Annotated in this window: 28 protein-coding genes and 2 tRNA genes; 16 read left to right on the top strand and 14 right to left on the bottom strand. The window is 68.9% G+C overall.

What is annotated here, in order from left to right; translation table 11 throughout:
• The first annotated feature begins 125 nt into the window (after positions 1–125).
• From IFU30_RS15520 to IFU30_RS15505, 4 genes are all read left to right on the top strand, one after another.
• Positions 126–503 (top strand): PGPGW domain-containing protein, encoded by a 378-nt coding sequence (locus IFU30_RS15520; protein ID WP_192005914.1) that lies wholly within the window; start codon positions 126–128, stop codon positions 501–503.
• Positions 504–734: 231 nt separating this feature from the next.
• A complete protein-coding gene (locus IFU30_RS15515; protein ID WP_229940091.1) occupies positions 735–1,487 on the top strand; it encodes a lytic transglycosylase domain-containing protein in 753 nt (250 codons plus the stop codon).
• An 80-nt stretch (positions 1,488–1,567) separates the two neighbouring features.
• Positions 1,568–1,639: transfer RNA gene (locus tag IFU30_RS15510), tRNA-Thr, on the top strand.
• Positions 1,640–1,681: 42 nt separating this feature from the next.
• Positions 1,682–1,758, top strand: a tRNA-Met gene (locus tag IFU30_RS15505).
• A 100-nt stretch (positions 1,759–1,858) separates the two neighbouring features.
• On the opposite strand, the gene IFU30_RS15500 is transcribed toward IFU30_RS15505, so the two are convergent.
• From IFU30_RS15500 to IFU30_RS15485, 4 genes are all read right to left on the bottom strand, one after another.
• Positions 1,859–2,113, bottom strand: coding sequence for a hypothetical protein (locus IFU30_RS15500; protein ID WP_192005913.1), 255 nt, complete (start codon positions 2,111–2,113; stop codon positions 1,859–1,861).
• Positions 2,114–2,222: 109 nt separating this feature from the next.
• Positions 2,223–5,024, bottom strand: coding sequence for an immunoglobulin-like domain-containing protein (locus tag IFU30_RS15495; RefSeq protein ID WP_192005912.1), 2,802 nt, complete (start codon positions 5,022–5,024; stop codon positions 2,223–2,225).
• Between the two features lie 272 nt (positions 5,025–5,296).
• Positions 5,297–5,794 carry a DUF3592 domain-containing protein gene (locus IFU30_RS15490; protein WP_192005911.1) on the bottom strand — a complete coding sequence of 166 codons (498 nt, stop codon included), beginning with the start codon at positions 5,792–5,794 and terminating at the stop codon, positions 5,297–5,299.
• 37 nt (positions 5,795–5,831) lie between these two features.
• Entirely contained in the window at positions 5,832–6,359 is a 528-nt protein-coding gene (locus tag IFU30_RS15485; protein ID WP_192005909.1) for a hypothetical protein, read from the bottom strand.
• A gap of 129 nt (positions 6,360–6,488) precedes the next feature.
• Here IFU30_RS15485 and IFU30_RS15480 point away from each other — a divergent pair, with 129 nt between their 5' ends.
• Positions 6,489–6,860 (top strand): PH domain-containing protein, encoded by a 372-nt coding sequence (locus IFU30_RS15480; RefSeq protein ID WP_056014031.1) that lies wholly within the window; start codon positions 6,489–6,491, stop codon positions 6,858–6,860.
• Between the two features lie 30 nt (positions 6,861–6,890).
• Here the strand turns inward: IFU30_RS15480 and IFU30_RS15475 are convergent, their stop codons facing one another.
• Both IFU30_RS15475 and IFU30_RS15470 read right to left on the bottom strand, forming a co-directional pair.
• Complete coding sequence (locus IFU30_RS15475; RefSeq protein ID WP_192005907.1) at positions 6,891–7,454, bottom strand: hypothetical protein; 564 nt, start codon at positions 7,452–7,454, stop codon at positions 6,891–6,893.
• Positions 7,455–7,569: 115 nt separating this feature from the next.
• A complete protein-coding gene (locus IFU30_RS15470) occupies positions 7,570–8,688 on the bottom strand; it encodes a PucR family transcriptional regulator (protein ID WP_082915928.1) in 1,119 nt (372 codons plus the stop codon).
• A gap of 106 nt (positions 8,689–8,794) precedes the next feature.
• Between IFU30_RS15470 and IFU30_RS15465 the strand changes: the two genes are divergently transcribed.
• Together IFU30_RS15465 and IFU30_RS15460 are read left to right on the top strand one after the other, a co-directional pair.
• Positions 8,795–10,135, top strand: coding sequence for an MFS transporter (locus tag IFU30_RS15465; RefSeq protein ID WP_079706684.1), 1,341 nt, complete (start codon positions 8,795–8,797; stop codon positions 10,133–10,135).
• Complete coding sequence (locus IFU30_RS15460; RefSeq protein ID WP_192005905.1) at positions 10,132–11,448, top strand: ArgE/DapE family deacylase; 1,317 nt, start codon at positions 10,132–10,134, stop codon at positions 11,446–11,448. The genes IFU30_RS15465 and IFU30_RS15460 overlap by 4 nt, the downstream gene beginning before the upstream one ends.
• Positions 11,449–11,502: 54 nt before the next feature.
• Here IFU30_RS15460 and IFU30_RS15455 read toward each other — a convergent pair whose 3' ends face one another.
• The gene (locus IFU30_RS15455) at positions 11,503–11,901 is read right to left on the bottom strand and encodes a MerR family transcriptional regulator (protein ID WP_192005903.1); all 399 of its coding nucleotides are present in this window, start codon (positions 11,899–11,901) and stop codon (positions 11,503–11,505) included.
• A 92-nt stretch (positions 11,902–11,993) separates the two neighbouring features.
• Here IFU30_RS15455 and IFU30_RS15450 point away from each other — a divergent pair, with 92 nt between their 5' ends.
• Positions 11,994–12,695 (top strand): SDR family oxidoreductase, encoded by a 702-nt coding sequence (locus tag IFU30_RS15450; protein ID WP_192005902.1) that lies wholly within the window; start codon positions 11,994–11,996, stop codon positions 12,693–12,695.
• 103 nt (positions 12,696–12,798) lie between these two features.
• Here IFU30_RS15450 and IFU30_RS15445 read toward each other — a convergent pair whose 3' ends face one another.
• From IFU30_RS15445 to IFU30_RS15435, 3 genes are all read right to left on the bottom strand, one after another.
• Positions 12,799–13,488, bottom strand: coding sequence for a M23 family metallopeptidase (locus IFU30_RS15445; RefSeq protein ID WP_192005900.1), 690 nt, complete (start codon positions 13,486–13,488; stop codon positions 12,799–12,801).
• Positions 13,489–13,568: 80 nt separating this feature from the next.
• The gene (locus IFU30_RS15440; protein ID WP_192005898.1) at positions 13,569–14,342 is read right to left on the bottom strand and encodes a M23 family metallopeptidase; all 774 of its coding nucleotides are present in this window, start codon (positions 14,340–14,342) and stop codon (positions 13,569–13,571) included.
• Positions 14,343–14,448: 106 nt separating this feature from the next.
• Entirely contained in the window at positions 14,449–14,742 is a 294-nt protein-coding gene (locus IFU30_RS15435) for a hypothetical protein (RefSeq protein ID WP_192005896.1), read from the bottom strand.
• A 244-nt stretch (positions 14,743–14,986) separates the two neighbouring features.
• On the opposite strand from IFU30_RS15435, the gene IFU30_RS15430 reads away from it, so the two are divergent.
• The 8 genes from IFU30_RS15430 to IFU30_RS15395 all read left to right on the top strand — a co-directional run bounded on the left by IFU30_RS15430 (position 14,987) and on the right by IFU30_RS15395 (position 19,680).
• On the top strand, positions 14,987–15,430 hold the full coding sequence (locus IFU30_RS15430; RefSeq protein WP_192005894.1) for a helix-turn-helix domain-containing protein: 444 nt from the start codon (positions 14,987–14,989) through the stop codon (positions 15,428–15,430).
• Positions 15,375–15,821, top strand: coding sequence for an ImmA/IrrE family metallo-endopeptidase (locus IFU30_RS15425; RefSeq protein ID WP_192005892.1), 447 nt, complete (start codon positions 15,375–15,377; stop codon positions 15,819–15,821). The genes IFU30_RS15430 and IFU30_RS15425 overlap by 56 nt, the downstream gene beginning before the upstream one ends.
• Before the next feature lie 21 nt (positions 15,822–15,842).
• Positions 15,843–16,148, top strand: a complete 306-nt coding sequence (locus tag IFU30_RS15420; protein WP_192005890.1) for a DUF3253 domain-containing protein — start codon at positions 15,843–15,845, stop codon at positions 16,146–16,148.
• A gap of 58 nt (positions 16,149–16,206) precedes the next feature.
• Complete coding sequence (locus tag IFU30_RS15415) at positions 16,207–16,797, top strand: histidine phosphatase family protein (RefSeq protein ID WP_124767362.1); 591 nt, start codon at positions 16,207–16,209, stop codon at positions 16,795–16,797.
• Complete coding sequence (locus IFU30_RS15410; protein WP_192005888.1) at positions 16,794–17,591, top strand: TSUP family transporter; 798 nt, start codon at positions 16,794–16,796, stop codon at positions 17,589–17,591. Before IFU30_RS15415 ends, IFU30_RS15410 begins: the two co-directional genes overlap by 4 nt.
• A gap of 63 nt (positions 17,592–17,654) precedes the next feature.
• Positions 17,655–18,104 (top strand): MaoC family dehydratase N-terminal domain-containing protein, encoded by a 450-nt coding sequence (locus IFU30_RS15405; protein ID WP_085512810.1) that lies wholly within the window; start codon positions 17,655–17,657, stop codon positions 18,102–18,104.
• Complete coding sequence (locus tag IFU30_RS15400) at positions 18,101–18,532, top strand: MaoC family dehydratase (RefSeq protein ID WP_249404838.1); 432 nt, start codon at positions 18,101–18,103, stop codon at positions 18,530–18,532. The genes IFU30_RS15405 and IFU30_RS15400 overlap by 4 nt, the downstream gene beginning before the upstream one ends.
• 11 nt (positions 18,533–18,543) lie before the next feature.
• A complete protein-coding gene (locus IFU30_RS15395; protein WP_192005886.1) occupies positions 18,544–19,680 on the top strand; it encodes a UDP-N-acetylmuramate dehydrogenase in 1,137 nt (378 codons plus the stop codon).
• Between the two features lie 48 nt (positions 19,681–19,728).
• Here IFU30_RS15395 and IFU30_RS15390 read toward each other — a convergent pair whose 3' ends face one another.
• The 4 genes from IFU30_RS15390 to aceA form a co-directional block, all read right to left on the bottom strand.
• Entirely contained in the window at positions 19,729–20,940 is a 1,212-nt protein-coding gene (locus tag IFU30_RS15390) for a pyridoxal phosphate-dependent aminotransferase (RefSeq protein WP_192005884.1), read from the bottom strand.
• Between the two features lie 73 nt (positions 20,941–21,013).
• On the bottom strand, positions 21,014–21,634 hold the full coding sequence (locus IFU30_RS15385) for a hypothetical protein (RefSeq protein ID WP_192005882.1): 621 nt from the start codon (positions 21,632–21,634) through the stop codon (positions 21,014–21,016).
• Positions 21,635–21,802: 168 nt separating this feature from the next.
• Positions 21,803–23,467 (bottom strand): malate synthase A, encoded by a 1,665-nt coding sequence (aceB, locus tag IFU30_RS15380; protein WP_192005880.1) that lies wholly within the window; start codon positions 23,465–23,467, stop codon positions 21,803–21,805.
• Between the two features lie 85 nt (positions 23,468–23,552).
• Entirely contained in the window at positions 23,553–24,899 is a 1,347-nt protein-coding gene (gene aceA, locus IFU30_RS15375) for an isocitrate lyase (protein ID WP_192005878.1), read from the bottom strand.
• Positions 24,900–25,034: the final 135 nt, after the last annotated feature.

The following is a 25,034-nucleotide window of genomic DNA, read 5'->3' as shown; positions in this document are numbered from 1 at the left end:
GCCATTCACGGGGCCCGTCGCCGCTCGTGGACTGGCCAGCGCGGTGTCACCAGGGCGGGCGCGCGGCTGTCGATTCGGACCGGATTCCCGGCCACCGACCCGCCCGCCCTGCTTAGAGTGGGGACATGACCACGGAATCGGACGGCTCGGCCCGCAGCACGGCGAAGCGCGTCGCCTCGCAGGCGGCAGGCATCGCCGGATCAGCGGCCCGGACGACGCGTGGCATCATCCGTCGGAATCCGACCGCGAACCGGGTCTACCGGGCGGGCGTCGGTGTCGTCGGCGGTGGCACCGTGGCCCTCGGTGTGGCCCTGATCCCGCTTCCCGGACCGGGAGCATTGATCGCCGTCGGCGGGCTCGCCGTCCTCGCCTCGGAGTTCGAGGGTGCGAAGCAGGCCAGCACGAAGGCGAACGCCGCAGCCAAGAAGGGCGTCGCCATCGCGAAGGAACTTCGGGCGAAGCGTCAGGCCAAGCAGGCTGCGAAGGCTGCCCCGGAGCACTGAGCCCGCGGCGCCCGGCGCCGACCGACGCGCGGGTACGGTGGACCGGTGGGGACATCGGCGAAGGGGAATGGTGCGCGTCGGCCCCCACAACGCAAGACCGCTGCGCCCGGACGACGCACGACCAGCGCCACCCGCTCGACGCGGAAGCCGCGGTCCCGACCGTCCGGCGCGCGCAACGGCTCCCGGCGCCCCGTCGCACCGACACGCCGGAACCGGCGGGCGGGGATCCGCGTGGGATGGCTCGTCGCCGGCGGGGCGGTCGCGATCGTCGGTCTCGCCGTCATCGTGGCAGCGGTCGTCTGGGGACCGGAGCTCATCAGTCGGGCGGAAGCACGGGACTCGACCCTCGGAACCGCGCCACATGCAGCCGTCGAGGGACCGGGCATCCCCGCCGCGGGCTCGGCTGGAACAGCGCCGGCGGCCGTCACCGACCGGGTGGACCGTGCCTGGGCGACGGCCACGGCGCTCCGCCTCGGCATCCCCGAGCGGGCGATGGTCGCCTACGCCGGTGCGGCGCTCGCCGTCGCGGAGACGCAGCCGGGCTGCGGGATCGCCTGGAACACGCTGGCCGCGCTCGGCAGCGTCGAGTCCGGCCACGGCACGATCTTCGGCGGTGCCCTCGACGACGCCGGGCGGGCCGTTCCACCCATCGTCGGCCCGGCGCTCACCGGCACCGAGTTCGACGCCGTCACCGACACGGACCGCGGCGCCTTCGACGGCGACGCCAGATGGGATCGTGCGGTCGGGCCCATGCAGTTCATCCCGTCGACCTGGCAGCGGTGGGGCGCGGACGGGAACGGTGACGGTGTCGCGGACCCGCAACAGATCGACGACGCGGCGCTCGCCGCAGCGCACTACCTGTGCCACGGTGGCCGGGACCTCCGCATCGAGGCCGATTGGATCGCGGCGATCGGCTCGTACAACGGGGCCGCGTCGTACCTGCAGAAGGTCGTCCACGCCGCGGACACCTTCGCCGCGAACTGATCCCGATCCGGTGTACGAAGCACCCCTCGCGGGATGCTAGTCTCTACTGGTGCCATTTCCGCGTGAGCGGTCTGGTTCGCGCTCCGATAGCTCAGTGGTAGAGCACTTCCTTGGTAAGGAAGAGGTCGCGGGTTCAAGTCCCGCTCGGGGCTCGTTCTCTCCGTCACTGCTCTCGCCGGCATACGGAGAGACGTGGCAGGGTAGCTCAGTTGGTGAGAGCGCACGACTCATAATCGTGAGGTCGAGAGTTCGAATCTCTCTCCTGCTACCAGATCAGCTGTTCAAGAGAGAAGCACCGGAGATTTCTTCGGTGCTTTTCTCTTTTGCTGCGGCGATCGCTGAATCGCGCACGACTGCGAGTAGCGATCCGGTCAGCTTAGAGCGTCGTCGAGTTGCTGGAGCCACTGCTGGAACTCGCCGGGACCTGAGAAGTGGACTCCGGGCATCCGAGCGACCTCCTCCGCAGCGTCGGGGCCCTCGACGACGAGTGCATACCCGCCGCTGGCCAGCGCCACTCTGAACGCAGGCAGGTTCCCACGGTCGTCACCGGCGTATGCGACGACACCCAAGCCATCAGCCCGGATGATCCTCTGCAGCGCCGTGCCTTTGTCCTCATCCAAGGGCATCCGCAGCTCTTCGACGTCGACACCGTCGATGCTGTCGAGATCTCGGTGGAGTTCACGCGTCGCTGACTGGACAGCAGCTGTCCACGCCTGTGCGACGCCGAGATCGCCCTCAGATCTCCCCGCGTCTCGTGCGGCGCCGGGTGAGCAGCCCGCCGACGAGGAGGGCGATGGTCCCGGCCGTCGCCAGGAGCGCGACGGCCTCCGTGTCGACCCCCGTGGACGCCAGGCCGTCCCTCGGGCCAGGGCCGCTGACGGCGTCACCACCCGACGACGAACCCGGTTCCGCCGCTGGCGGGGTGGACGGCTCGGGCTCACCCGGCAGCACGCCCCCTGCCCGCACGGTGACGGTGACGTCGACCGGCGTGCGGGCATCGTCTGCCGCCGTTCCCGACACGGTGAAGCTGCCGGGCGCACCATACTGATCGGCCTGCACGGCCGCCCATTCCACGGGGACCGTCTCGATCGAACCGTCCACCTTCGTCAGGATGGCGGACGGCAGGCTCGGAGCCGTACCCACCGCGGTGACGACCTCGGGCACTGAGACGTCCTGGACGGCGACAGCCGGCGCGTAGGCGGTCAACAGACGTTCGTACTCAGCACGGGTCACGGGGATGACCGTGCCGTGCCTCGGCTTTCCGCCGTCCGCGTTCTGAGGGAGGTTCTCCCGGAGCTTGGCCCCCAACGGCTCCCAGGAGTCGCCGTCGTCGAGGGAGTCGGTCCCGAACGGGATGTAGTGGTTCGGGCCACCGTGGTAGTCGGGCTGGTCGATGAACAGGTACCAGTCGAGCCCGTTCACGTCGCCGGGATTCGCGGGGAAGACACTCGGGCCCTCGCCGTTCAGGTAGACTCCGCCCGGCTCGCCGTTCGGCAATCCGGAGGCGACCTGGTCCTTGACGAGACTCCACTGGTCGGCGGGTCCTCCCGCACCGGGCAGGGTCCCCGTCTCGGTGGCGAGGAGATCCGTCGACCGCTCCTCGCGGATGGTCAGCGTCCCCTCGTCCTTCGTGAACCGGTAGTAGTAGTCGCCCGACTTCGTGACCGAGGAGTCGATCGTGCCGAGACCGGGCCCACGCGAGACGTCGATCCACGGCTCGGGATCGGAGAAGGTGATGAAGTCGTCGGTCGTCGCGTACATCATCCGGTTGTAGGTCACGTTCGTCCGCTGGCTCTCGTCCGTGGTGTCGTACAGGTTCGAGGCCCAGAACACGACGAAGGTGTCCAGCTTGTCGTCCCAGTAGGCTTCGGGCGCCCAGGTGTTCCCGGCGAAGTCCGAGGAGACCTTCACATGTCGTTGCTCGGACCAGGTGACCAGGTCGTTCGACTCCCAGACCTCGATGTACCGCGACCCACTGATCTGGGCCGTGGCGAAGCCGCCGGGAAGACCGTCGATCTTCAGGTCGGTGGCGATCATGAAGAACCGGTCGCCATCGGGGGAGCGGAGGATGAACGGGTCGCGCAGGCCGGTCGTGCCCTGGGTCGACGTGAAGATCGGCTTGCCCTCGTTCAGCGTGTTCCAGCTCAACGCGTCGTTGCCCTTGGATGCAGCGAGGCTGACCTGCTCGGCACCACTGCCCTCCCCGGTGAAGAACGCCCACACATAGGCTTCGGGATCCGGCTGGTCCACCGGCAGCGGCTGGACGGACACGGTGATGTCCCGCGTCAGTTCGGATCCGGCGATGCGCGCGGTGGCGCGGAGCGTCACGGTCACGGCACTTCCGGTGGCGGGGCGTACGACGTCGGTGGTCATCGACGATTCGTCGACTCCCGCGCGGACCGTCGCCGCCTCGGTGCCGCCGATGACGGACCAGGTGAAGGACGATCCGTTCGGGCCCGCGCCTGGGACGGAGAAGTTGGACCGGATGTCATCCGAATTGGTGATCCGGATGCCCTCCAGGTCGAGGGCGAGCTTCTCAGCGTCGGAGCGGTCGGCGGCGACCCGGACGGGGAATGCCAGCGTCTCCTGTCGGTCTCCGGCGGTCACCGTGGCTGTGAGGGTCACCGTGGCGTCCTGCTCGCCATTCGTCGGCCGGACCACCCGCGCGAGCCCGTCCTCCACGACGATGGCGGCGTCATCCGAGGTCCAGCTCAGACGCGTGCCATAGGAGGTCGAGGGGAGTGGGAAGTCGCTCGTCGCCTCCGTCGGTACGCGCAGCCCGGACGACGCCTTCTCGATCGACTGCTCGATGAACGCGTCCTGGACCTCCGTCGCCGTCATCGCGACATCGCTCAGGACGACCTCGTCGATGGAGCCCTTCCACCCGGCGTCCGCGTAGGTGGAGCGGCCGAGGTAGGCGACGAGGTCCGAGCCGAAGGACGCCACGTCGCGCGTGATGGCGGTCTGCGCGATCCGCTCACCGTTCACGTAGCTCGTCAACGTTCCGGCCGGGCCGTCGATCACGGTCGTGTAGAGCGCCATCCCGGTCGGGGTCCGGAGTCCGCTGGTGGGCGCGTTGGTCGAACCGGCGCCCACCTCGGTCGTCCAGGGTGCTCCGGGGTTCACCGAATCCGTGATGACGGACTTGACGTACCCGTTCGGATTCGCCGGATTGAGCAACCAGTAGCCCGCTGAGAACTGGCCATCGCCGACCGGGGTGCCGATGAAGGCTGCAGCGGTGTTCCCAGCTGGTGACTGCGACTCGAGCCAGATGCTCGAGGTCAACGTCTGCACCCCGGCCAGATCGTCGGTCGGGATGTCGAGATAGGGCGCCGAGTCGGCCGAGCCGCCGGGCAGGGTGAGCAGGCCGTCGGCGACCGTGCCGCCCACGTTCCTGAGCGTCCCGTCGTTGCCGTTACCGCTCACATCCGGCACCACACCGTTCGCGGCCGTGTCGAATCGATAGTGCAGCAGTGCACTCGAGTCGGCGGCTGCCGTCGCCGGCGTGGCGCCCAGAGCGGAGATGACTCCTACCATGATCATCGCGCCCCAGGCAGCGGCCCGCTTGGGTGAGGCCACCAGCGGGGTTGTCCAGTTACGGGACAGGTGCCGGGGTCGCATGGTCGATAGGCGTTGTGGACTCACCTGGAAACTCCATCGTCTCGGGATCAGGGTCACGGATTGTGATCGCTCACATCGTGATGTCGACCCTGGCGCATGCAGACCTGGTCCGTCAAGAGCGAGGAGCTGTGCGAGTCGACCCGGTGGACGAGATGCTCGGACGCGCGGCGACCTCGGTCACCGCACGTTCACGGCTTCGAGATCCCCTCGGGGTCTGGCCCCCGGCCTGCTCGAAGCAAGACCCCGACGAGCATCGCGGTACCGATCAGGAGACTCACGCCGGTCAGCACGACACCGATCCCGACGACCGATGTCCCCGGTCCGTCATAGCCCTCGAGCACCGCCGTGCCGGGGTCGTCCGCGCGGTAGATCACCGTGACGACGTCGCCGACGGCGGGTTTGCCGTCGAGGGGCCAGTCCGACCAGACCCGCTGTGGCGAACCGTCGGGTGCCAGATAGTCGGTCCTGAACCGGTGGTGAGATGCCTTCCGGCCGTCGTCGACCTCGGTGACCGTCCCACTCGTCCGCTCCCCGTTCTGCAACAGGTCGCTGTCGGCAGCCATCATGAAGGAGCCGACGACCACGGCCACCGGACCGGCCAACAGCATCAGGACGATCGCCGCCGTCTGGAACACCCTGCTGTGCAGGAAGCCCCGTGTGTCGCCCGCCGCGCGCTTGCTTGCCATCACCAGTGCGCCACCGTCCCGATTCGAAGCTCCTGCATCAGTGGTTCCCGGTGAGGGAAAGACTCAGCATGATGATGGCGGGCACGATCAGGCCGATCGCGACGCCACCGGCCGCCGCCCAGAGCCCGATGCTGACATGGGGGCTCATGCGAGGACGCAGACCGAGTTCTTCGCCGATCTCCTTGATACGCGCGCGTTCGTTCTCGGGGCTGAACGCGATCTCGAACCCGCCGGGAGAGGTCCCGAGCATGATGACCCTGCCGTACCGGACACGGCCGGACTGCCAGGAGAACGACCAGGAGAGGCGCGGCACGAAGCCGGAGACACCAGCCGACCAGCTCATCCGCTTGACCGTGTCGATGATGCTGAACCGCCGCCGTCGCTCATCGACCCGCACGGTGTAGGTGATGCTGTCGGACACCTCGTTCAGCTGGAGGACGTTCCACCAGCGGGCGTCCGCCAGGTCGTATCCGACCTGGAACCCGTCGGGGAGGCTGGTGACGGTGAATGGGGTGTTCTGCAGCTCGGCGTCCACGGCCCACTGATAGTCCTCGAGCACACTCATCGGGTGTCGTCGGTTCCGGGCATGCAGCAAGTATGTCAACGGCGCGGGACTGCGACGTGAATGACGGATGGGGAGAGGTCCCCATCCCGATGCGACCGCACCACCGCCATCCTCTGCCACACTCAGGCCATGGAAAGCGCACCGATCATGGCCTGGACACTGCAGAACGAGATTCCGATCCCCGCCGATGTGACACAGCTGCTCGTGCAGGGTGAGCAGGCCGTTGCAGCGTTCAAGACGTTCCGCGACTCCGCGGTGTTCACGACCAAGCGCCTGATTGTGCGCGATGCGCAGGGCATCTCCGGCAAGAAGGTCGAGATCTACTCCCTGCCGTACAGCTCGATCAACATGTGGTCATCGGAGAACGCCGGAACGCTCGACTGGAACTCCGAGATCGAGCTCTGGACCCGGGCCGGGCACATCAAGGTCAAACTCGCGAAGGGCGTGGACGTCCGTCGTCTGGACAGCCTCATCGCCTGGGCGGTCCTCCAGGCGCACTAGCTGATCGCATCGGCGGGGGACTGGGCTGCCTCATCGCTCCCAGATGCGACGGTAGCCGGGCATGAAGGCGATCATCGCCGCGAGCAGGGTGCCGAGGTTGAGCAGTGGCAGAGCTGGACCGATGGTCCAGGGCGAGTCGGCGTAGACCCCCATCAGCATGACCATCCAGGCGCCGATGTTGCCGAGGATGAGCACGATGATGAAGGTCACCGCGGTCGCTCCCGCTCGCGACGAGACCCGCTTGCCCGCGAGGGTCGGCGCGGTGCAGATCGTGCCGACGATCACGACGATGAGTATCAGGAACGCACTCGCGAACAGGATCGAGGCGGCCTCCGGGTCGCCGTCGTCGTCGCGATCGGCGAATCCCGCAAGGAAGAAGAACAGGTTGAAGGACTCAGGGTCCTCATCCGTCTTCGTCTGGCTCGCGTAGGGGACGAACAGCGAGAGGATGAGGGCGATCTCGAGCAGCAGCATCGGGACCGAGATCAGGATCGACTCGATGCCCGCCACGCGCTCCTCGAGCCGGGTGCGCACCGCCTGGGCGGCGACAGACTCGGTTGCGGTCGCTGGTCCCTGCTTCGCTGGTTCACTCATCGCTGACCCCCGGATCGGGAGCCGGGCTCGAACAGGCCCGGCTCGGTTGCCATGACGACGGAGCCCGGCTCGCATCCCGGGCCTCCGACATCGACATGGTAGCCGCGATGGAACGCTACGGCCGCGCGAGGATCAGGGTGATGAGCGCGGCGTCGGACGGAACCGTGGGGTCGAGACCGGTGAGCTCGGTGAACCGCTGCAGGCGTTTCAGGAGGGTGTTGCGATGGACGAAGAGTCGGGAAGCCGTGTCGCCGATCGATCCGGAAGACTGGTAGGCACGAACCGTGTCGACGATGGCACTCCGTTTCCCCGCCGAGAGTGCGTCGAGTCGGCTCGTGAGTTCACGACGAGCGATCGGCCAGGCCTCGCCGAGGCCCTCCTCGACGAGCATCGGCCAGTGGGTGAGCAGCGTCGCGGCGTTCTGCGGCTCCGTCACCTCGTCGGCCAGACGGCGGGCGATCTGCCAGCCGACGCCGAGGCCCGCCAGTCCGTCGATGGTGGGCGACAGGCCCGCCGGCGCGGATTGTAGCCGGGCCTCGGGCGGCGTCCGCGGCCCGGATCGCTCGACGATGAGGAACTGCGTGCCGTCGATCACGTGCAGGTCGGCACCTGCCACGTGTTCCTTCGCCCAGCGTCGGAAGGCGTCCGCGAAGCGCGGGGCCGCCACGAGGACCCGATACCGGCCGAGGACCGGCAGGCCGAGCGCCGACGCCAGGTGTGCGAGCTGCGTCGGGTCGCTCGTCTCGCCGACGAGGAGGCGCCGGAGCAATGAGGCCCGTTCGAGCTCCAACTGCCGGTTCATCGACACGAGCTCGTCGATGTAGGCGGCCTGGATGTGGCTGGTGTGGACCTCGACCGCCTCCCAGACCGTGGCCACCTCCTCGGAGAGCGCGAGGACCTCGTCCGCATCCGCCTCGTCGCGGAGCACCTCCCAGAGGAACCGGAAGTCCATCCGGACTGCCCGCAGGAGCGAGTCCAGTGCGAGGCCCTGTTGTGCGCGATGCCTCCCGACCCGCTCGGAGACAGCGCTCAGCGTGCCGCGGACGTCGTCGCCCGCGAGCATCCGCATGAGGAGGTCCAGGACCTCGCGGGCGGTGCGGGAGAGCTCGTCGTCCGTCACCGTCGCCACTGCGTACCCAGGGAGTCGGCGCACCTCTTGCGCGTACTCCTCGGCGATCTTGGACAGGCGGCCGCGGCATCGGTCGGCGACGTCGCGGAGCGCTGTGGTGTGCATATGCACACATTAGAGGGCCCAAGACGATGCAGGGTGGCATTGCGACCGGGCGAGCGCCTTCGGAGTATTGAAGCGCAGGTCCCCATCCCGACTTCCGGAGGCACTCATGACGCAACGCTCATCCCCGCGCTCCACCGCTCCCGTCCACGTCAGCTCGAAGGACGCGCGGCGCATCGCCGGGGCTGCGTTCGTCGGCACGGCGCTCGAGTGGTACGACTACTTCCTCTTCGGCACTGCAGCAGCCCTCGTCTTCAACCGCCTGTTCTTCACGGACCTCGACGCGACCGCAGCGACGCTCGCCGCGTTCGCCACCTTCGGCGTCGGATTCGCAGCACGCCCCATCGGTGCGTTCGTGTTCGGGATCATCGGCGACCGGTTCGGCCGTCGCCCGGCGCTGCTGGTGACGATCGTCATGATCGGCGTCGCGACCGGCCTCATCGGTGTACTCCCCGACTACCTCGCCGTCGGAGTGGCGGCGCCCGTCATGCTCGCGATCCTCCGGCTCGTGCAGGGTCTGGCCGTCGGCGGGGAGTGGGGCGGCGCGGTCACCATCGCCGTGGAACACGCGCCCATCGAGAAGCGTGCACGGTACGCGGCACTCGTGCAGATCGGTTCGCCAGTGGGAACCCTGCTCTCCTCCAGTGCTTTCGCGCTCGTCCTCCTCCTGCCGGCCGAGGCGTTCGACGCCTGGGGATGGCGCCTGCCGTTCCTCGGCGCGTTCCCGTTGCTCGCCGTAGCCCTCTACATCCGGTTCAAGGTCGAGGAGTCGCCGGTCTTCACGCAGCTCGTCCAACAGGAGGAGCGGGTCAAGGTCCCGGCGTTGCAGGTGTTCACGAAGGCCTGGGGTCGCCTGCTCGTCGCCATCGCGGCCGCCCTCCTCGGCGTCGGCGGGTTCTATCTGATGACCACCTTCGTCGTCAGCTACGGCTCGAACACCCTCGGCGTGGACCGCGGGGTGATGGTCAATGCGACGCTCGTCGCCGCCGTGCTGCAGATCCCGATGACGATCTTCTCGGGGCGGCTCGCCGAACGGTTCGGTCCCGGGCGCATGACCCTGTTCGGTGCGCTCCTCACCGCCGCAGCCGCCTTCCCGCTCTTCTGGCTCATCGACACGCAGAACCCGATCGGGATCATCGCCGCAGTGAGTATCGGTATCCTCCTGATCACCCTCGCGTACGCCGTCACCGGCGCTTTGCTCACCGATCTGTTCCCGCCGCACCTCCGGTACAGCGGTGTCGCGCTGGGCTACAACCTCGCCGGCGCCATCAGTGGTTTCCTGCCGCTCATCGCCACGGCGTTCCTCGCGTCCAGCGGCAACCAGTCCTGGTCCGCTGCGCTCCTGCTCGTCGCCGTATCCCTCATCACCGCGGTCGGCGGTCTCATCGGAGAGCGTCTCCGGATCCGAGACGCCGTCGTCACCGCCGACACCGAAAGGTCACCCGCATGACACTCGACAACGCCACCCGTGAACGCATCCTCGCCGAGGTGGATGCCGGGTTCGACGCACAGCTCGCCTTCACGCAGGAACTCGTCCGCCACCCCTCGCTCCGAACGGAGGAGAGCAGCGCGCAGGACCTCATGTTCGCGGCGATGCAGGATCGCGGCCTCGAGATGGACCGTTGGGAGCTGGACGTCGACGACATCGCGTCGCATGAGGGCGCCGGCATCATCGACGTCTCCTACGACGACGTGGACAACGTCGTCGGCACCTACCACCCCGCGTTGGAAGCCGGCCGCTCCCTCATCCTGAACGGTCACATCGACGTCGTCCCCACGGGTCCGGAGAGCGAATGGGCGACGTCCCCGTGGGACTCGCGGATCGACGGGGACTGGCTGACCGGGCGGGGTAGCGGGGATATGAAGGCCGGTCTCGTCGCCAACCTGTTCGCTTTCGACGCCATCCGTCGGGCGGGGCTCAGCCCAGCCGGGCGCATCCACTTCCAGTCCGTCGTGGAGGAGGAGTGCACCGGGAACGGGTCGCTGGCCGCACTGCAGCGCGGGTACACGGCTGAGGCCGTCGTCATCCCCGAGCCCGAGGAGGACATGCTCGTCCGCGCCAACGTCGGCGTCATCTGGTTCCGGCTCCGAGTGTCTGGCAAACCCACCCACCCTCGCGAGATGTCCTCCGGCTTCAACGCCATCGACGCCGCTCACCACGTCGTGGGTCGGCTGCGGGAGCTCGAGGACCGGTGGAATGCGCAGAAGGACTCGCACCGGTACTTCGAGGATCTCGAACACCCCATCAACTTCAACCTCGGCAAGATCGCCGGTGGAGACTGGGCATCCAGTGTCCCCGCCTGGTGCGAGGTCGACTTGCGCGTGGCACTGTACCCGGGGGTGACCGCCGAAGACGCGTGGACGGAGATCACCGACCACCTGGCCACGGTCGTCGACGACGAGCATGGGCACCCGATCACCGCCAGGACCACCCGCAACGGCTTCTTCGCCGAGGGGTACGTCCTCGACGAGGGCAGCGACGCCGAGAACGTCCTCCGGGGCACGCACCGCGAGGTGTTCGGCGACGAGTTGCGCACCTTCACGACCCCCGGCTACCTGGACGGCCGGGTCTTCACCCAGTACGCCGGGATCCCCGCGCTGGTGTACGGCCCGATCTCGGAGGCAATCCACGGGTACGACGAACGCGTGAGCATCGAGTCGGTCCGCCGCATCACCAAGTCCATCGCGCTGTTCATCGCCGAGTGGTGCGGGATCACGGAGGCGCGGGCCGAGTCCGATCCCGGACGTTCGCACTCCTCGTGACGGAACCCGAACGTCGGTCCTGAGCGCCGCCCGCATCAGCTGCGCGGGCGGCGCTCAGGCGGCATCAAGGTCTGGGAGTCGATCCTCCCGCAGGGCGGGGCAGTGCTCCGGCGTCGGGTGGAGGGTGATGTCGATGACCGCTTCCAAGCGGGCGCGTGCTGCTTCGAGGTCGGCCATCTGCGCGGTGATGCGGTCGCGTTCGGTCCGGAGCAGCTCGAGCGACTCCGGCGTCGCGACACCGGCATCGACGCAGGGGAGCAGCTGGACGATCGTGCGGCTCGGCAGGCCGGCGGCGAAGAGCTGCTGCACGAGCTCGACGCGTTCAACCGCCGCTCGTTCATAGGTCCGCTGGCCACTCGTCGTGCGGATGGCGGTAAGCAGCCCCTGCTCCTCGTAGTAGCGGAGCGAGCGGACGCTCACCCCGGTCCGAGCCGCGAGATCTCCGATGCGCATCGATCTTCCGTTCCTGGCTTGCACCTGACATTGATGTGAGGTCTTAGCCTAACCAGGCTGCTGCGGGATCGACCCGCACGCGGAAGGGAATCATGGACATTGCAGGATCCGTCGCACTCGTCACCGGCTCGAACCGGGGCATCGGACGCAGGTTCGTCGTGCAGCTGCTCGAGCGCGGCGCCTCGAAGGTGTACGCGACCGCGCGGCGCCCGGACCTCGTCGACATCCCGGGCGTGGAGGTGCTGCAGCTCGACATCACCGATCAGGCGTCCGTCGCTGCGGCGGCCGAGATCGCGACCGACGTCACGTTGCTCGTCAACAACGCCGGGATCGCGACGCAGGGCTCGATGCTGACCGACGACCTCGCGAACGCTCGGCGGGAGATGGACACGCACTACTGGGGCAACCTCGCCATGGTGCGTGCGTTCGCGCCGGTGATCGAGGCGAACGGCGGAGGGACGATCGTCAACGTGCTCTCCGCCCTGAGCTGGTTCGCCCACCCCGGCTCCGGCGGATACGCAGCTGCCAAGGCGGCGGAGTGGAACATGACGAACGCGGTCCGCTTGGAACTCGCCTCGAAGGGCATCACGGTGCAGGGCCTCCACCTCGGGGCCGCCGACACCGACATCATGGCCGGCTACGACGGCCCCATGGTCGACCCCGCGGACGTCGCGCGGGCGAGCCTCGACGGCGTCGCGGACGGCGCTTCCGAGGTCGTCGTCGACGACTGGAGCGCCATGGTCAAGGCCTCGCTCGCCCACGACCCTGACGCGTTCTACGCGCAGTTCGCCTGAGCATCGAGCCTGGGCGCTGTGCACGAGACGTGCACGGTGCAGAATGGAGGAAGCCCCCGAGCAGTTACGGTCTGCTCGGGGGCTTCCTCCATTCCGGCCTGGGTTACCGCGCGGCCGCGACGAGGTCGGCGATGCGCTGGCCTCGGGCGTTCGCCTCGGCGACGAGCGTCGTGACCTGGTCCTGGGTCAGGCCGGTGACCTGCCCGTACGCCTTCGTGTTGGCGGCGATGGAGAACCCCTGCCCGCCGCTGGTGGAGGTGTACATCGTGCCGAACGTCTCGGTGACGAGTGCGATGGTGCCGCCTGGCACGCTGATGATCTTGGGCATGTCTGACTCCTTGAGTGGTTGGACGGGGTCCTCGCCGTTCAGGCGAGCGTTGATGAACGGATACGGATCGGTGGTGACGCGGATGTCGGCGTTGTTCCACGTGCCGTCCGCGGTGAAGGTGATGGTGAGGTGCAGATGGGCTCCGCTGGAGGCGGATCCGGTGTTCCCGACGACGCCGACGGGTTCACCACGGACGACCGCCGCGCCGACCTGATGCGGTGAGGCGGCCGCCAGGTGCGAGTAGCCCGAGTACATGCCGTCGGGGTGGGCGATGACCAGGACGTTCCCCAGGGCCGCGTTCCACCGGTTGGCGGAGACGACGCCCGCTGCGACCGCCGGGATCGCGGCTCCGGCGCCGGGCTGGTAGTCCAGCCCGCGGTGCGGTTGGGTCCGTCCGCCGGCCATCGATCCCCAGCCGTCGGCGAGGTCGATCTGAGCGAACGGGTGCTGATACTTGAGAACCATGAGGCTCCTTTCGTGGTGCCGATGGGGATGCCCCCGAGCAGTTACGGTCTGCTCGGGGGCATCGGGTGGGGCTCCTCGGCTCAGAAGCCGATCTTGGTGCCCGGGTAGACGGCCCAGAACGCGTTCCACTGAGCAGTGGTCAGCTGGGACGCGTACTTGTCGCGCAGTGCCGTGTTGTTCGGGTTGGTGGGCGAGATGCCGTAGACCTGCACGTGAGCGGTGATCGCTCCGTCCACGTCCATGTTGCCCGCGAGCTTCACGGCCTTGCCGTCCGGGTACACGAGGGCGATCGCGAGGGTGCCCGCGTTCTCCTTCTGGTAGTCGCGGACGATCGATGCGTTCTTCGTAGCTGCCATTTCGTCGATTTCTTCCTGAGTCGGGGCGGTCGGTCCGCCGGTGTTGCCTGGGTCGTCGCCGTTGAGGCGATCGTTGATGAACTGGATCGGATCGGTGTGATCGATCCAGTGGGAGCCTCCGCCCGTCGCGCCGGACTGGTTGAGCCCGATGGTGAGGTGGAGGTGGGCGCCTTCGGAGTACTCGCCGGTGTCACCGATTCCTCCGAGGATCTGCCCTCGCGTGACGGCGGTGCCGATGGCGAGCGGGGACTGCTGGTACATGTGGCAGTACCCCGAGAACGCACCGTCAGAGTGCGCCAGGACGACAAGCCATCCGAGCCCTCCGCTCCGGTAGTTCTCGACGACGGTTCCGGCTGCGACCGCGGGAATCGGCGTGCCCTCCGGGAAGCCGTTGAAGTCGGCACCCCGATGGTTTGAGCCGCCGGCTCGTGGAGCGTTGTACCCGTCGCTGCTGTCGTAATGACTGAGGTCGTACGGGTATTGGTACTTCAGGCCCATGAGCCCTCCTTTCTGTTGATGGAGGAAGTGTCCTCCGACATTCGAACGTGTGTTCGAGAGAGACTTTACGACCATCTCGTCAACTTGTCCAGTTCATCTTGCCGATTCATCCTGAAATTCTTTCTCCAGTGGCAGATTCGACGTCTGAATCGAGTCGAGCGTGGCGAGGTGCGGATCCTGCGCTCAGCCTGGTCAGGAAGCCGTTCACGCCGGGGATCGCCATGATGCGGGCCAGTGCTGCGGCGATCGCCGCCGTCGTGGCCACTGCTGCCGCCGCCCAGGCGTAGACGTCGTCCGGGAGGAGTTCTCGGATCGCCTCCAGGAGTTGTGGCGCGATGATGCTCGCGGTCGTGACGCAGGCCACCGAGCTCAGGATCACGGCCGCGGTCGTCTGGATCACGGTGCGGATGATCCGCTGTGCCGGAAACGGGACGGGCGGTGGCGTCGGTGGTGTTGGTGGTGGTTCCGGTGATGTCCGGTGTTTGGTCATGGTGCCTCCTCAGGCGTCGTGGGTGGTGGTATGCGACCCGGATGGTTCCCAGAAGTTGTCTCATCTGGCATCATTCAGGTCGGAGGTGACACTATAGAGCGCATGAGGCAGCTTTTCTGCCGTTCGTGACAGGGTTTCTGGCTACGATCGGAACGTGAACGCAGCAGAGGCGATGGTCAATCAGGCGTTGGCGGACGAACTCGTGGCCGCCTACAAGCGGCGACGCATGAATCAGCGCGCCCTGGCTGAGGCGACGGGGATGAGTCCGACGACGCTGCAACGTGTCCTCGCCGGTCGCAGCGAGATCAGTGGCCCGACCTTCGTCACGCTCTGCGCCGCGACCGGTGCCGATCCGGTGCGACTCCTGGCCGACGCCCTGCAAGCGGTCGGGGGGATGACCCGGATCGAGGCCGAACTGCAGGCGAGCGACGACGAGCGTGTGGCTCCCGTGTCGGACACCACTGCTACGAATGACGAGCTGGATCGCAGACGCCGGCAGAGGGAAGCTGCGTCGTGGACGACGGAGCAGTTGGAGGGGGAACGTGGGGCGGCAATCACCGATGGAGAACTGGAGCAACCCGAGCCGGAAGCCCCGTGAGCGTGGACGCGCCTACGACCCGTATGCGCACGCGGAGGAGCTCGGTCTCGCGGTGATCTTCCGGCCCCTGCGGGTGTCCCACGAGCGCTGGCTGCCGTCCGCGCACACGATCGTCATCCAGGAGTCGCTCCGGTCCGTGCATCGGCGGAACGCCCTCGCCCATGGCATCGCGCACTGCGTGCTCGGCCACGAGGACGACCGACCGAAGCACGAGGTGCAGGCCGACCGCTTCGCCGCGTCGAACCTCATCGACCTCGACGAGTTCCGAGCCATCGCGCGTTGGGCACCGGACCTCGAGCATCTCGTCGCCGAACTCGGCGTCACGAAGCGCCTGGCCCGGGCGTTCGTCGCGCAGCATGCGGATCTGTCCCGGCACGCCGGCCTCGCCTAGCGGCGCGCGCATACTGGGACCATGACCGACGAAGCCGCACCGGACCCGACGCCGGCGGCAGCCGTGGACGACGACCTCCTGGAGTCGACGATGCTCGACCTGCTGGGGAAGCGGGCCGCGACCTCGTCCATCTGTCCGTCCGACGTCGCACGAGCGGTCGGTGGCGACGACTGGCGAGCGCTGATGGACGACACCCGCCGGGTCGCGTGGCTCTTGGTCGACGAAGGCCGGGTGCGGATCACACAGGGCGACGAGGCGGTCGACCGCGCGACGGTCCGCGGACCCATCCGGATCCGATGGGCGAAGGACGCCGTCGACGAGCAGTGAGCTCCGTGTCGCGGTGAAGGCCGGAAGACCTCGGTCCGACGCCGGTTAGGCTTGAGACATGACCATCGCCCTCATCCGTCACGGACAGACCGCCTGGAACTTCGAACGACGGCTGCAGGGCACGACGGACATCCCCCTGAACGACACCGGGCGGGAGCAGGCGGCGACGGTCGCCCCTCGGCTCACCGGCACCTGGGATGTCGTCGTCAGCTCCCCGTTGGGGCGCGCACGCGAGACCGCGCAGATCATCGCCGACGCGCTCGGACTGGAGCTCGGCCCGTCCTATCCCGACGTCATCGAGCGGCACTACGGCGACGCCGAGGGCGCGACGGCGCAGATGGTCCTCGAGAACTGGCCCGACCACCAGTACCCGAACCTCGAGTCCGAGGAGTCGGTGATCGAACGCGGCGTCCGCGGCATCGACGCCATCGCCCGTGACTTCCCCGGCCAGAACGTGCTCGTGGTCAGCCACGGAACGCTCATCCGTCTCACGCTCAGCCACCTCTCGGGTACGACGGTCCCTCCGCTGGAGAACTGCTCCGTGTCGGTCATCGAGGCGACCGACACCGGTTGGTCACTCCTGGACGCCGGTACCGCTCGCACGACGCCCTCGCTCGAGACGGCGCTGTCCGGCTCCAGCGCGCAGTGAGCGGGAGCGACTCGACCGGCCGTCCGGTCCGCTCCCCGTCGGGCATCGCCTGGCTCATCGGCATCGGACTGACCGCCGGATTCCTCTCCGGCTTGTTCGGCGTCGGCGGCGGCATCCTCATCGTCCCCGCCGTCGTCTTCCTGCTCGGCTTCGGCCAGCGGCTCGCCGCGGGGACCTCACTCGCGGCGATCGTCCCGACCTCGCTCGTCGGCGTCCTCTCCTACGCGGTGAACGGGACCGTCGACTGGGTGGCGGCGATCCTCCTGGCGATCGGTGCGATCGGCGGGGCACAACTCGGCAGCTACCTCCTCTCCAAGCTCCCCAAGAAGGCGCTCCAGTGGGGCTTCATCGGCTTCCTGCTCGTCGTGGTGGTCTCGCTGTTCCTCATCGTCCCGTCTCGCACGGCCGAGATCGACCTGCACGTCGGCTCGATCATCGGCCTCATCGTGCTCGGCTTCCTGACCGGTGTCCTGTCGGGGCTGCTCGGCATCGGCGGCGGGGTCGTCGTCGTGCCGATGCTCATCCTGCTGTTCGGCGCGAGCGACCTCATCGCCAAAGGCACCTCGCTGCTCATGATGGTGCCGACCGCGATCTCCGGCACCATCGGCAACGTCCGGCGAGGCAACGTCGACCTGACGGCCGCAGCGATCATCGGCATCGCCGCCTGCACGACCACCGCCCTCGGCGCCATCGTCGCGTCGGTCGTCCCGCCGTTCGTCGGCAACCTGCTCTTCGCGGCGTTCCTCGTGGTCATCGCCATCCGCATGGTGTTCCAGGCGATCAAGCGCTCCTGACGGGCCGCTGCCGGTCCGTCCGTGCCCGGTCGGCGAGCCAGGGCAGCGGGTAGGCTTGAGGGCGTGTCAGTGAACCCAGAGCTCGCCGGTCGGGTCTTCCCGCCCGTCGCCCCGTACCTGGTCGGACGCGAGAAGATCCGCGAGTTCTCGCGGGCCGTCTTCGCGACGAACCCGATCAACCTCGACCCGGAGGCGGCCCGCGCCGCAGGATACGCCGACGTCGTGGCGCCGCCCACCTTCGCCGTCGTCGTCCAGGAGCACACGCTCCAGCAACTGCTCGCCGCACCCGACGCAGGTATCGACTTCAGCCGGGTGGTCCACGGCGACCAGCGTTTCGTGCACCATCGACCGATCGTCGCCGGTGACGAGCTCACCGCGCAGCTGACCGTCACCGCGGTGAAGTCCCTGGGTGGCCACTCGATGGTGACGTGCGACTCGGTCATGACCGATGCCACCGGCGAGCCCGTGGTCACCGCGACCTCGACGCTCGTGGTGCGAGGAGACGAAGGATGAGCGACGTGCAGCAGACCCCGACCATGCCGGCTGTCGGAGACGTCGTCGCGGAGCGGACCGTCCACCTGACGCGCGACGCCCTCGTGCGGTACGCCGGCGCCTCCGGGGACTTCAACCCCATCCACTACCGCGACGACGTCGCCGCGTCCGTTGGACTGCCGGGCGTGCTCGCCCACGGCATGCTGACGATGGGGATCGCGGCCCAGCCGGTGGTCGACTGGATCGGCGACCCCGGTCGCCTGCTCGAGTACCAGGTGCGGTTCACCCGACCGGTCGTCGTCGACCCCGAGACCGGCGCCGACCTCCAGATCGTCGCCAAGGTCGGCAAGATCGACGAGGAAGCCCGCACCGCGCGCGTCGACCTCACCGTCACCTACGCCGAGCAGACGGTGCTCGGCAAGGCGCAGCTCGTCGTCAGCTTCGCCTGACCCGGAGGACCATGAACGACGCCATCCGTCTGAGCGAGCTCACCACCCTCGGGGTGGGCGGGCCCGCCGCAGCCTTCGCGGAGTGCACGAGCGAGGCAGCGCTGATCGAGGCCGTGCTCGACGTCTGGAACACCGACCAGCCGTGGCTGTTGCTCGGCGGCGGGTCGAACCTGCTGATCGGCGACGAGCCCGTCGACGCGACCGTCATCCGGGCGGCCAACCGCGGCATCGAACGCCTCGACGCGCCGTCCGGCCGTGTCCGCCTGCGGGTGCAGGCCGGTGAGGACTGGGACGCGCTCGTCGCCTTCACCGTGGAGCACGGCTGGGCGGGCATCGAGGCGCTCTCCGGCATCCCGGGATCCTGCGGGGCGGCCCCCGTCCAGAACATCGGCGCCTACGGGCAGGAGATCGTGTCGTCGCTCGTCGCCGTCGACCTGCTCGACGAGGAGTCGCAGACCGTCGAGCGCGTTCCCGCCACGGAGCTCGGTCTCGGGTACCGGACGTCGGTCTTGAAGCGCCACGGTGGCGGAGAGCCCGAGCGCTCCGGCGTGGTCGTGGCGATCATCCTCGACCTCGACGACGTCGGCGCCGACGGCCTGGCCGCACCGATCGCCTATCAGCAGCTCGCCTTCGCGCTCGGCGTGGAGGTCGGCGAGCAGGTCCGCCTGGCCCAGGTGCGCACGACGGTGCTCGCGCTCCGGACGTCGAAGGGTATGGTGCTCGATCCCGACGACCCCGACACCGCCAGCGCCGGGTCGTTCTTCACGAACCCGATCGTGTCGGAGCACGTCGCCCGCTCGCTCCCCGGCGATGCTCCCTGGTGGCCCGTCGACCCGCCGGCCGACGACGACACCGAGTACGTCTTCCCGCTCGGCGAGGTCGTCAACCCGCCCCGTCCGGCCCCGACCGAGCGCCTCGCGAAGCTCTCGGCCGCCTGGCTGATCGAGCGGGCCGGCGTCCGTCGCGGGTTCGCACTCCCCGGATCGCACGCTGCGGTCTCCACGAAGCACACGCTCGCCCTGACGAACCGTGGCGGGGCGACCGCCACCGAGATCGCCGAGCTCGCGCGATTCGTGCAGGCGCGCGTCCACGCCGAATTCGGCGTCCTCCTGCAGCCCGAGCCCGTCGTGGTCGGCGTCACGATCTGACGCTGATGCGAGGTCCGCTCGCCCGGGGACGAGCGAGCGGACCTCGGGTCAGGATGCGAACAGGCGCTGGAGGCGCTGGACGCCCTCGAGGAGCTGGTCGTCGCCGAGCGCGTAGCTGAAGCGCAGGTAGCCGGACGGCCCGAACGCCTCGCCGGGCACTGCCGCGACCTCGGCCTGGTCGAGCATGAGGTCGGCGAGTTCGAGCGACGTCTTGGGCGTCACCCCGCCGAACGTCCGGCCGAGCAGCGCCGTGACGTCGGGGTAGACGTAGAAGGCGCCCTGCGGGGTCGGCGTCTCGAAGCCGTCGATCTTGTTGAGCTCACCGACGATGAGCTTGCGGCGGCGGTCGAACGCCTCACGCATCGCCTCAGCGGCATCCTGCGGACCGGTGAGGGCCGCGATCGCCGCGCGCTGCGCGATGTTGTTCACGTTGCCGGAGAGGTGCGACTGGAGGTTGCCGAGCGCCTTGATCGCGTCCGCCGGGCCGACGGTCCACCCCACGCGCCAGCCCGTCATCGCGTACGTCTTGGCGACGCCGTTGACGAGGAGCGTCTGCTCGGCGAGCTCGGGCACCGCTTCGACGATCGACGTCGCGCGGACACCGTCGTAGGTGAGGTTCTGGTAGATCTCGTCGGTGATGACCCAGATGCCGTGCTCGAGCGCCCACTCGCCGATCGCCTTCGTCTGCTCGGGGGAGTAGACGGACCCGGTCGGGTTCGAGGGGGAGACGAACAGGAGGACCTTGGTGCGCGGGGTGCGCGCCGCCTCGAGCTGCTCGACGGTGACCTGGTAGTTCTGCGAGGCGTCGGCGAAGACGTCGACCGCGACACCGTCGGCAAGCGCGATGGCCTCGGGGTAGGTGGTCCAGAAGGGCGTCGGCACGATGACCTCGTCGCCCGGGTTCAGGAGGACCTGGAACGCCTCGTACACCGACTGCTTGCCGCCGTTGGTGACGATGACCCGGCTCGGGTCGACCTCGAGACCGGAGTCGCGGAGCGTCTTCTCCGCGATGGCGGCGCGGAGGTCCGGCAGGCCGGCCGCTGGGGTGTACCGGTGCGCCTTCGGGTCGCGGGCGGCGACGAGCGCCGCTTCGACGATGTGCTCGGGCGTCGGGAAGTCCGGCTCGCCCGCCGCGTAGGAGATCACGGGTCGGCCTTGCGCCTGCAGCGCCTTCGCCTTCGCGTCCACCTTCAGCGTGGCGGACTCGGCGATCGCTGAGATCTTCGTGGACAGGCGGGGCGTGGGAGTCGATTCAGGCACGAGTCCGAGCGTACCGAACCCGGTGTCGCGAGGACAGTGCGTGACGCGGACCGGACCTTGTCGGGGGCGGAGCCTATCGGGACCGGGCGCCGTCGACGGCCGCTGCCGCCCAGGCCACCCCGACGCCGATGGCGGCTGAGGCTGCCGTGAGCAGGTCGTCTCGGGTGACGCCCGACCACCCGGTGTGGGTCAGGCGCTCGGTCAGCAGTGGCACGGTGGCGAACCCGAGGAGCAGGACGAAGGTCGGCAGGGATCGACCACGGACGATCAACCAGACCGCGGCAGCGGTGAAGGCGCCGATCGTGACCGACATCGATCCGTAGAGCAGGAACGGCGGCGTCGCGTTGGTCACCGACGCCGACCCGACCGCATGGACCGTGAGCCCGGCCACGACGACGGCCGAGGCGAGCACGCGGCGCGCCAGGGAGGCCGGGGCGATCAGGGCGCCGGCTACGAGAACCGCGCCGCCCACGAAGAACTGGAGGAGCAGTGCGCCGATGACGTCGGCGTCCGACTGGAGCCACATGACGTTCAGCCCGGCGCGCATGGCGAGGTATCCGCCCAGGACGATGGCCACGAGCGAGGCGCCGTAGCGGCTCGAGGCGTTCCATCGATGCGCCTGCTGGAGTGCCGACGACGGCCCACCCGGCGACATGGTCCCGACGGTCGATGCTTCCTGCACGTTCCGGGTCATACGCCCGACTCTACGGGGGCCCGAGCGGACCGGACAAGGGCGCCGGAACCGCCGTGCGCCGGTCCACAACTCCTGCTCCAGCACCGACGGCCTCGACCGCCGCGCGTGGATGGCGCGCGGGCCGGAGTTGACGGTCCATGGTGAGCAGGAGTTGTGGACGTGGTGCACCTACGCGGGGTCGACGAGGTACCGCGTGTACGCCGGGACGGTGAGGAAGGTCGGGAACTCGTCGCGGAGTGCCACCTCGCGGAACAGCTCGGCGGCGTCGTCGAAGCGGTCGTCCGCGGCGCGGGGGAGTGAGGAGAGGAGCTCGTCGAGGAGGCCCTCGACCCGCTCACGGGTGATCGGACGGCCGTCGTCGGTCGCGACGTCCTGGTGGATCCACTGCCACACCTGCGATCGGCTGATCTCCGCCGTCGCCGCGTCCTCCATGAGTCCGTCGATCGCCGCGGCGCCGATCCCGCGCAGCCAGGAGTCGAGGTAGCGGACGGCGATCGACACGTTGTCGCGGAGACCGGCGTCCGTGACCGCGCGACCGATGCGGACGTCGAGGAGCTGCGCCGGTGTCACCGACACGTCCTCCCGCAGGCGGTCGAGCTGGTTCGGACGATCGCCGAGGACCGCGTCGAACTCGGCCCTCGCGGTCTCGATGAGGTCCGGGTGCGCCACCCAGGTCCCGTCGAATCCGTCGCCCGCCTCGCGGCGTTTGTCGGCTGAGACCTTCTCGATCGCGCGCGCCGTCGCCTCCGGATCGCGCCGGTTCGGGATGAACGCGGACATCCCGCCGATCGCGTGCGCACCGCGGCGGTGGCACGTCTGCACGAGGAGCTCGGTGTAGGCGCGCATGAACGGCACCGTCATCGTCACCTCGCTGCGGTCGGGCAGGACGAACCGGGCACCGCGCCCCCGGTAGTTCTTGATGATCGAGAAGATGTAGTCCCACCGGCCGGCGTTGAGGCCAGCGCAGTGGTCGCGGAGCGCGTACAGGATCTCGTCCATCTCGAACGCCGCCGGCAGCGTCTCGATGAGCACGGTGGCGCGGATCGTGCCGTGGTCGAGACCCAGGCGTTCCTCGGTGAACGTGAAGACGTCGTCCCAGAGCCGCGCCTCCTCGCTCGACTCCAACTTCGGGAGGTAGAAGTAGGGCCCGCGGCCGGCGTCGATGAGCGGGCGGGCGTTGTGGAAGACGTAGAGGCCGTAGTCGACGAGGCTCCCCGAGGCCGCCATCGCCGCCCCGGAGCGGTCGGTGAACCGCAGGTGCTTCTCCACGAGGTGCCAGCCGCGCGGTCGCATGACGATCGTCGGTGTCTCCGTCGCGGTGACGCGGTACACCTTCCCCGCCTCGTTCGTGAACGTCAGCTCACCGCGGACGGCGTCGCGCAGCGAGAGCTGACCACCGATGACGTTGGCCCACGTCGGGCTCGTCGCGTCCTCCTGGTCGGCGAGCCAGACGTTCGCGCCGGAGTTGAGGGCGTTGATCGTCATCTTCGGATCGGTGGGGCCGGTGATCTCGACCCGACGGTCCTCGAGACCTGGCCCGGCGCCGGCGACGCGCCAGGAGCGGTCCTCCCGGATCGCCGCGGTGTCGTCGCGGAACCGCGGATCGCGGCCGTTCCCGATCTCGAAGCGTCGGCGCATGCGCTCGGCGAGGCGGTCGTGCCGCGCACCCGCGAACCGCTGGTGCAGGTCCGCGAGGAAGGCGAGGGCGTCCGGGGTGAGGATCTCCTCGTACCGGTCACCGAGACGACCGACGACCTCGATGGCGGGGCCGGTGCGCTGCGTGGGCACCGGCCCGGTGGTGGGTGTGGACGGGGAAGCGAGCAGGGTGTTCATGGGGTGACTCCGTTTCGGATGGTCGTGCGTCGGATGGGTCCTTCGAGCGGTCCCTGAGCTTGTCGAAGGGCGGGGCTGGTGTGGATCAGTGGAACTGTTGTTCCTCGGTCGATCCGGCGAGGGCGAGGGTGGCGCTGCCGGGGTTGAGGGCGGTCGCGACCAGGTCGAAGTAGCCGGTACCGACCTCCCGCTGGTGCTTGGTGGCGGTGTAGCCGCTGGCTTCTGCGGCGAACTCGGCTTCCTGGAGGTCGACGTAGGCGCTCATCGCCCGCTCCCGGTAGTCGCTCGCCAGGGTGAACATCGAGTGGTTCAACGCGTGGAAGCCGGCGAGGGTGATGAACTGGAACGCGTATCCCATGGCGGCGAGCTCCCGCTGGAAGGACGCGATCTGCGCATCGTCGAGGAGCGACTTCCAGTTGAACGACGGCGAGCAGTTGTAGGCGAGCAGCTTGCCCGGGAACCGCTCGTGGACGGCCTCGGCGAACCGCCGGGCGAGGTCGAGGTCGGGTTCCGCGGACTCGACCCAGAGCAGGTCGGCGTACTCCGCGTAGGCGAGGCCGCGTGCGAGCACCGGACCGATGCCGTTCTCCACCTCGTAGAAGCCCTCCGGGGTCCGGTTCCCGTTCAGGAACGGCAGATCGCGTTCGTCGATGTCACTCGTGAGGAGCGTTGCTGCCAGCGCATCGGTGCGGGCGATGACGATGGTCGGGACACCGGCGACGTCCGCCGCCAGCCGGGCCGCATTGAGGGTCCGGATGTGCTGGCTCGTCGGTACCAGCACCTTGCCGCCCATGTGGCCGCACTTCTTCTCAGCCGCGAGCTGGTCCTCCCAGTGGACGCCCGCGGCGCCGGCCTGGATCATGCCGGCCATGAGTTCGTAGGCGTTCAGCGGTCCACCGAAGCCGGCTTCGGCGTCGGCGACGATCGGCGCGAGCCAGTCGATCGCCTCGGGTCCCGGCGTCTCCCCGACAGCTCGCTCGGCGAAGTCGATCTGTTCGGCCCGGAGCAGCGCGTTGTTGATCCGCCGGACGACCGCCGGAACCGAGTTCGCCGGGTAGAGGCTCTGATCGGGGTAGGTCTGCCCGGAGAGGTTCGCGTCGGCGGCGACCTGCCAGCCGGAGAGGTAGATCGCCTGCAGGCCAGCCCGGACCTGCTGCACGGCCTGGTTGCCGGTCAGCGCGCCGAGGGCAGGCACCCACTCCTCGGTGTGGAGGAGGTTCCACAAGCGCTCCGCCCCTCGGCGGGCGAGCGTCGGCTCCTCCCGGACACCGCCGCGCAGGCGGACGACGTCCTCAGCGGTGTAGTCGCGGCGGACCCCGTCCCAGCGCGGGTCGGTGTCCCACTCGCGCTGCAGTTCCTCGGCCGTCTGCGTCTGGTCGCCGGCGCGGAGGGGCGTGCGGTGGTCGGTCGGTCGGGTGGCTTCGTTGCTCACGATGACTCCTGTGGTGTCGAGGTCGGTGGGGCGGGTCGTGCTGTGGGAACGATCCTGCGCTCGCCGCAACCCCGACGGACGTCATCCGTGGACAGAAGAACGGCCGACCTTCTGTTTGCCGGAACAACCGGCGCG

Origin of the sequence: Plantibacter sp. CFBP 8798, from assembly GCF_014841195.1 — a bacterium.
GTDB classification, from domain to species: Bacteria; Actinomycetota; Actinomycetes; order Actinomycetales; family Microbacteriaceae; genus Plantibacter; species Plantibacter auratus.
The sequence above is the reverse complement of the archived record's forward strand: the minus strand, read 5'-3'. Positions and strand labels throughout refer to the sequence as shown.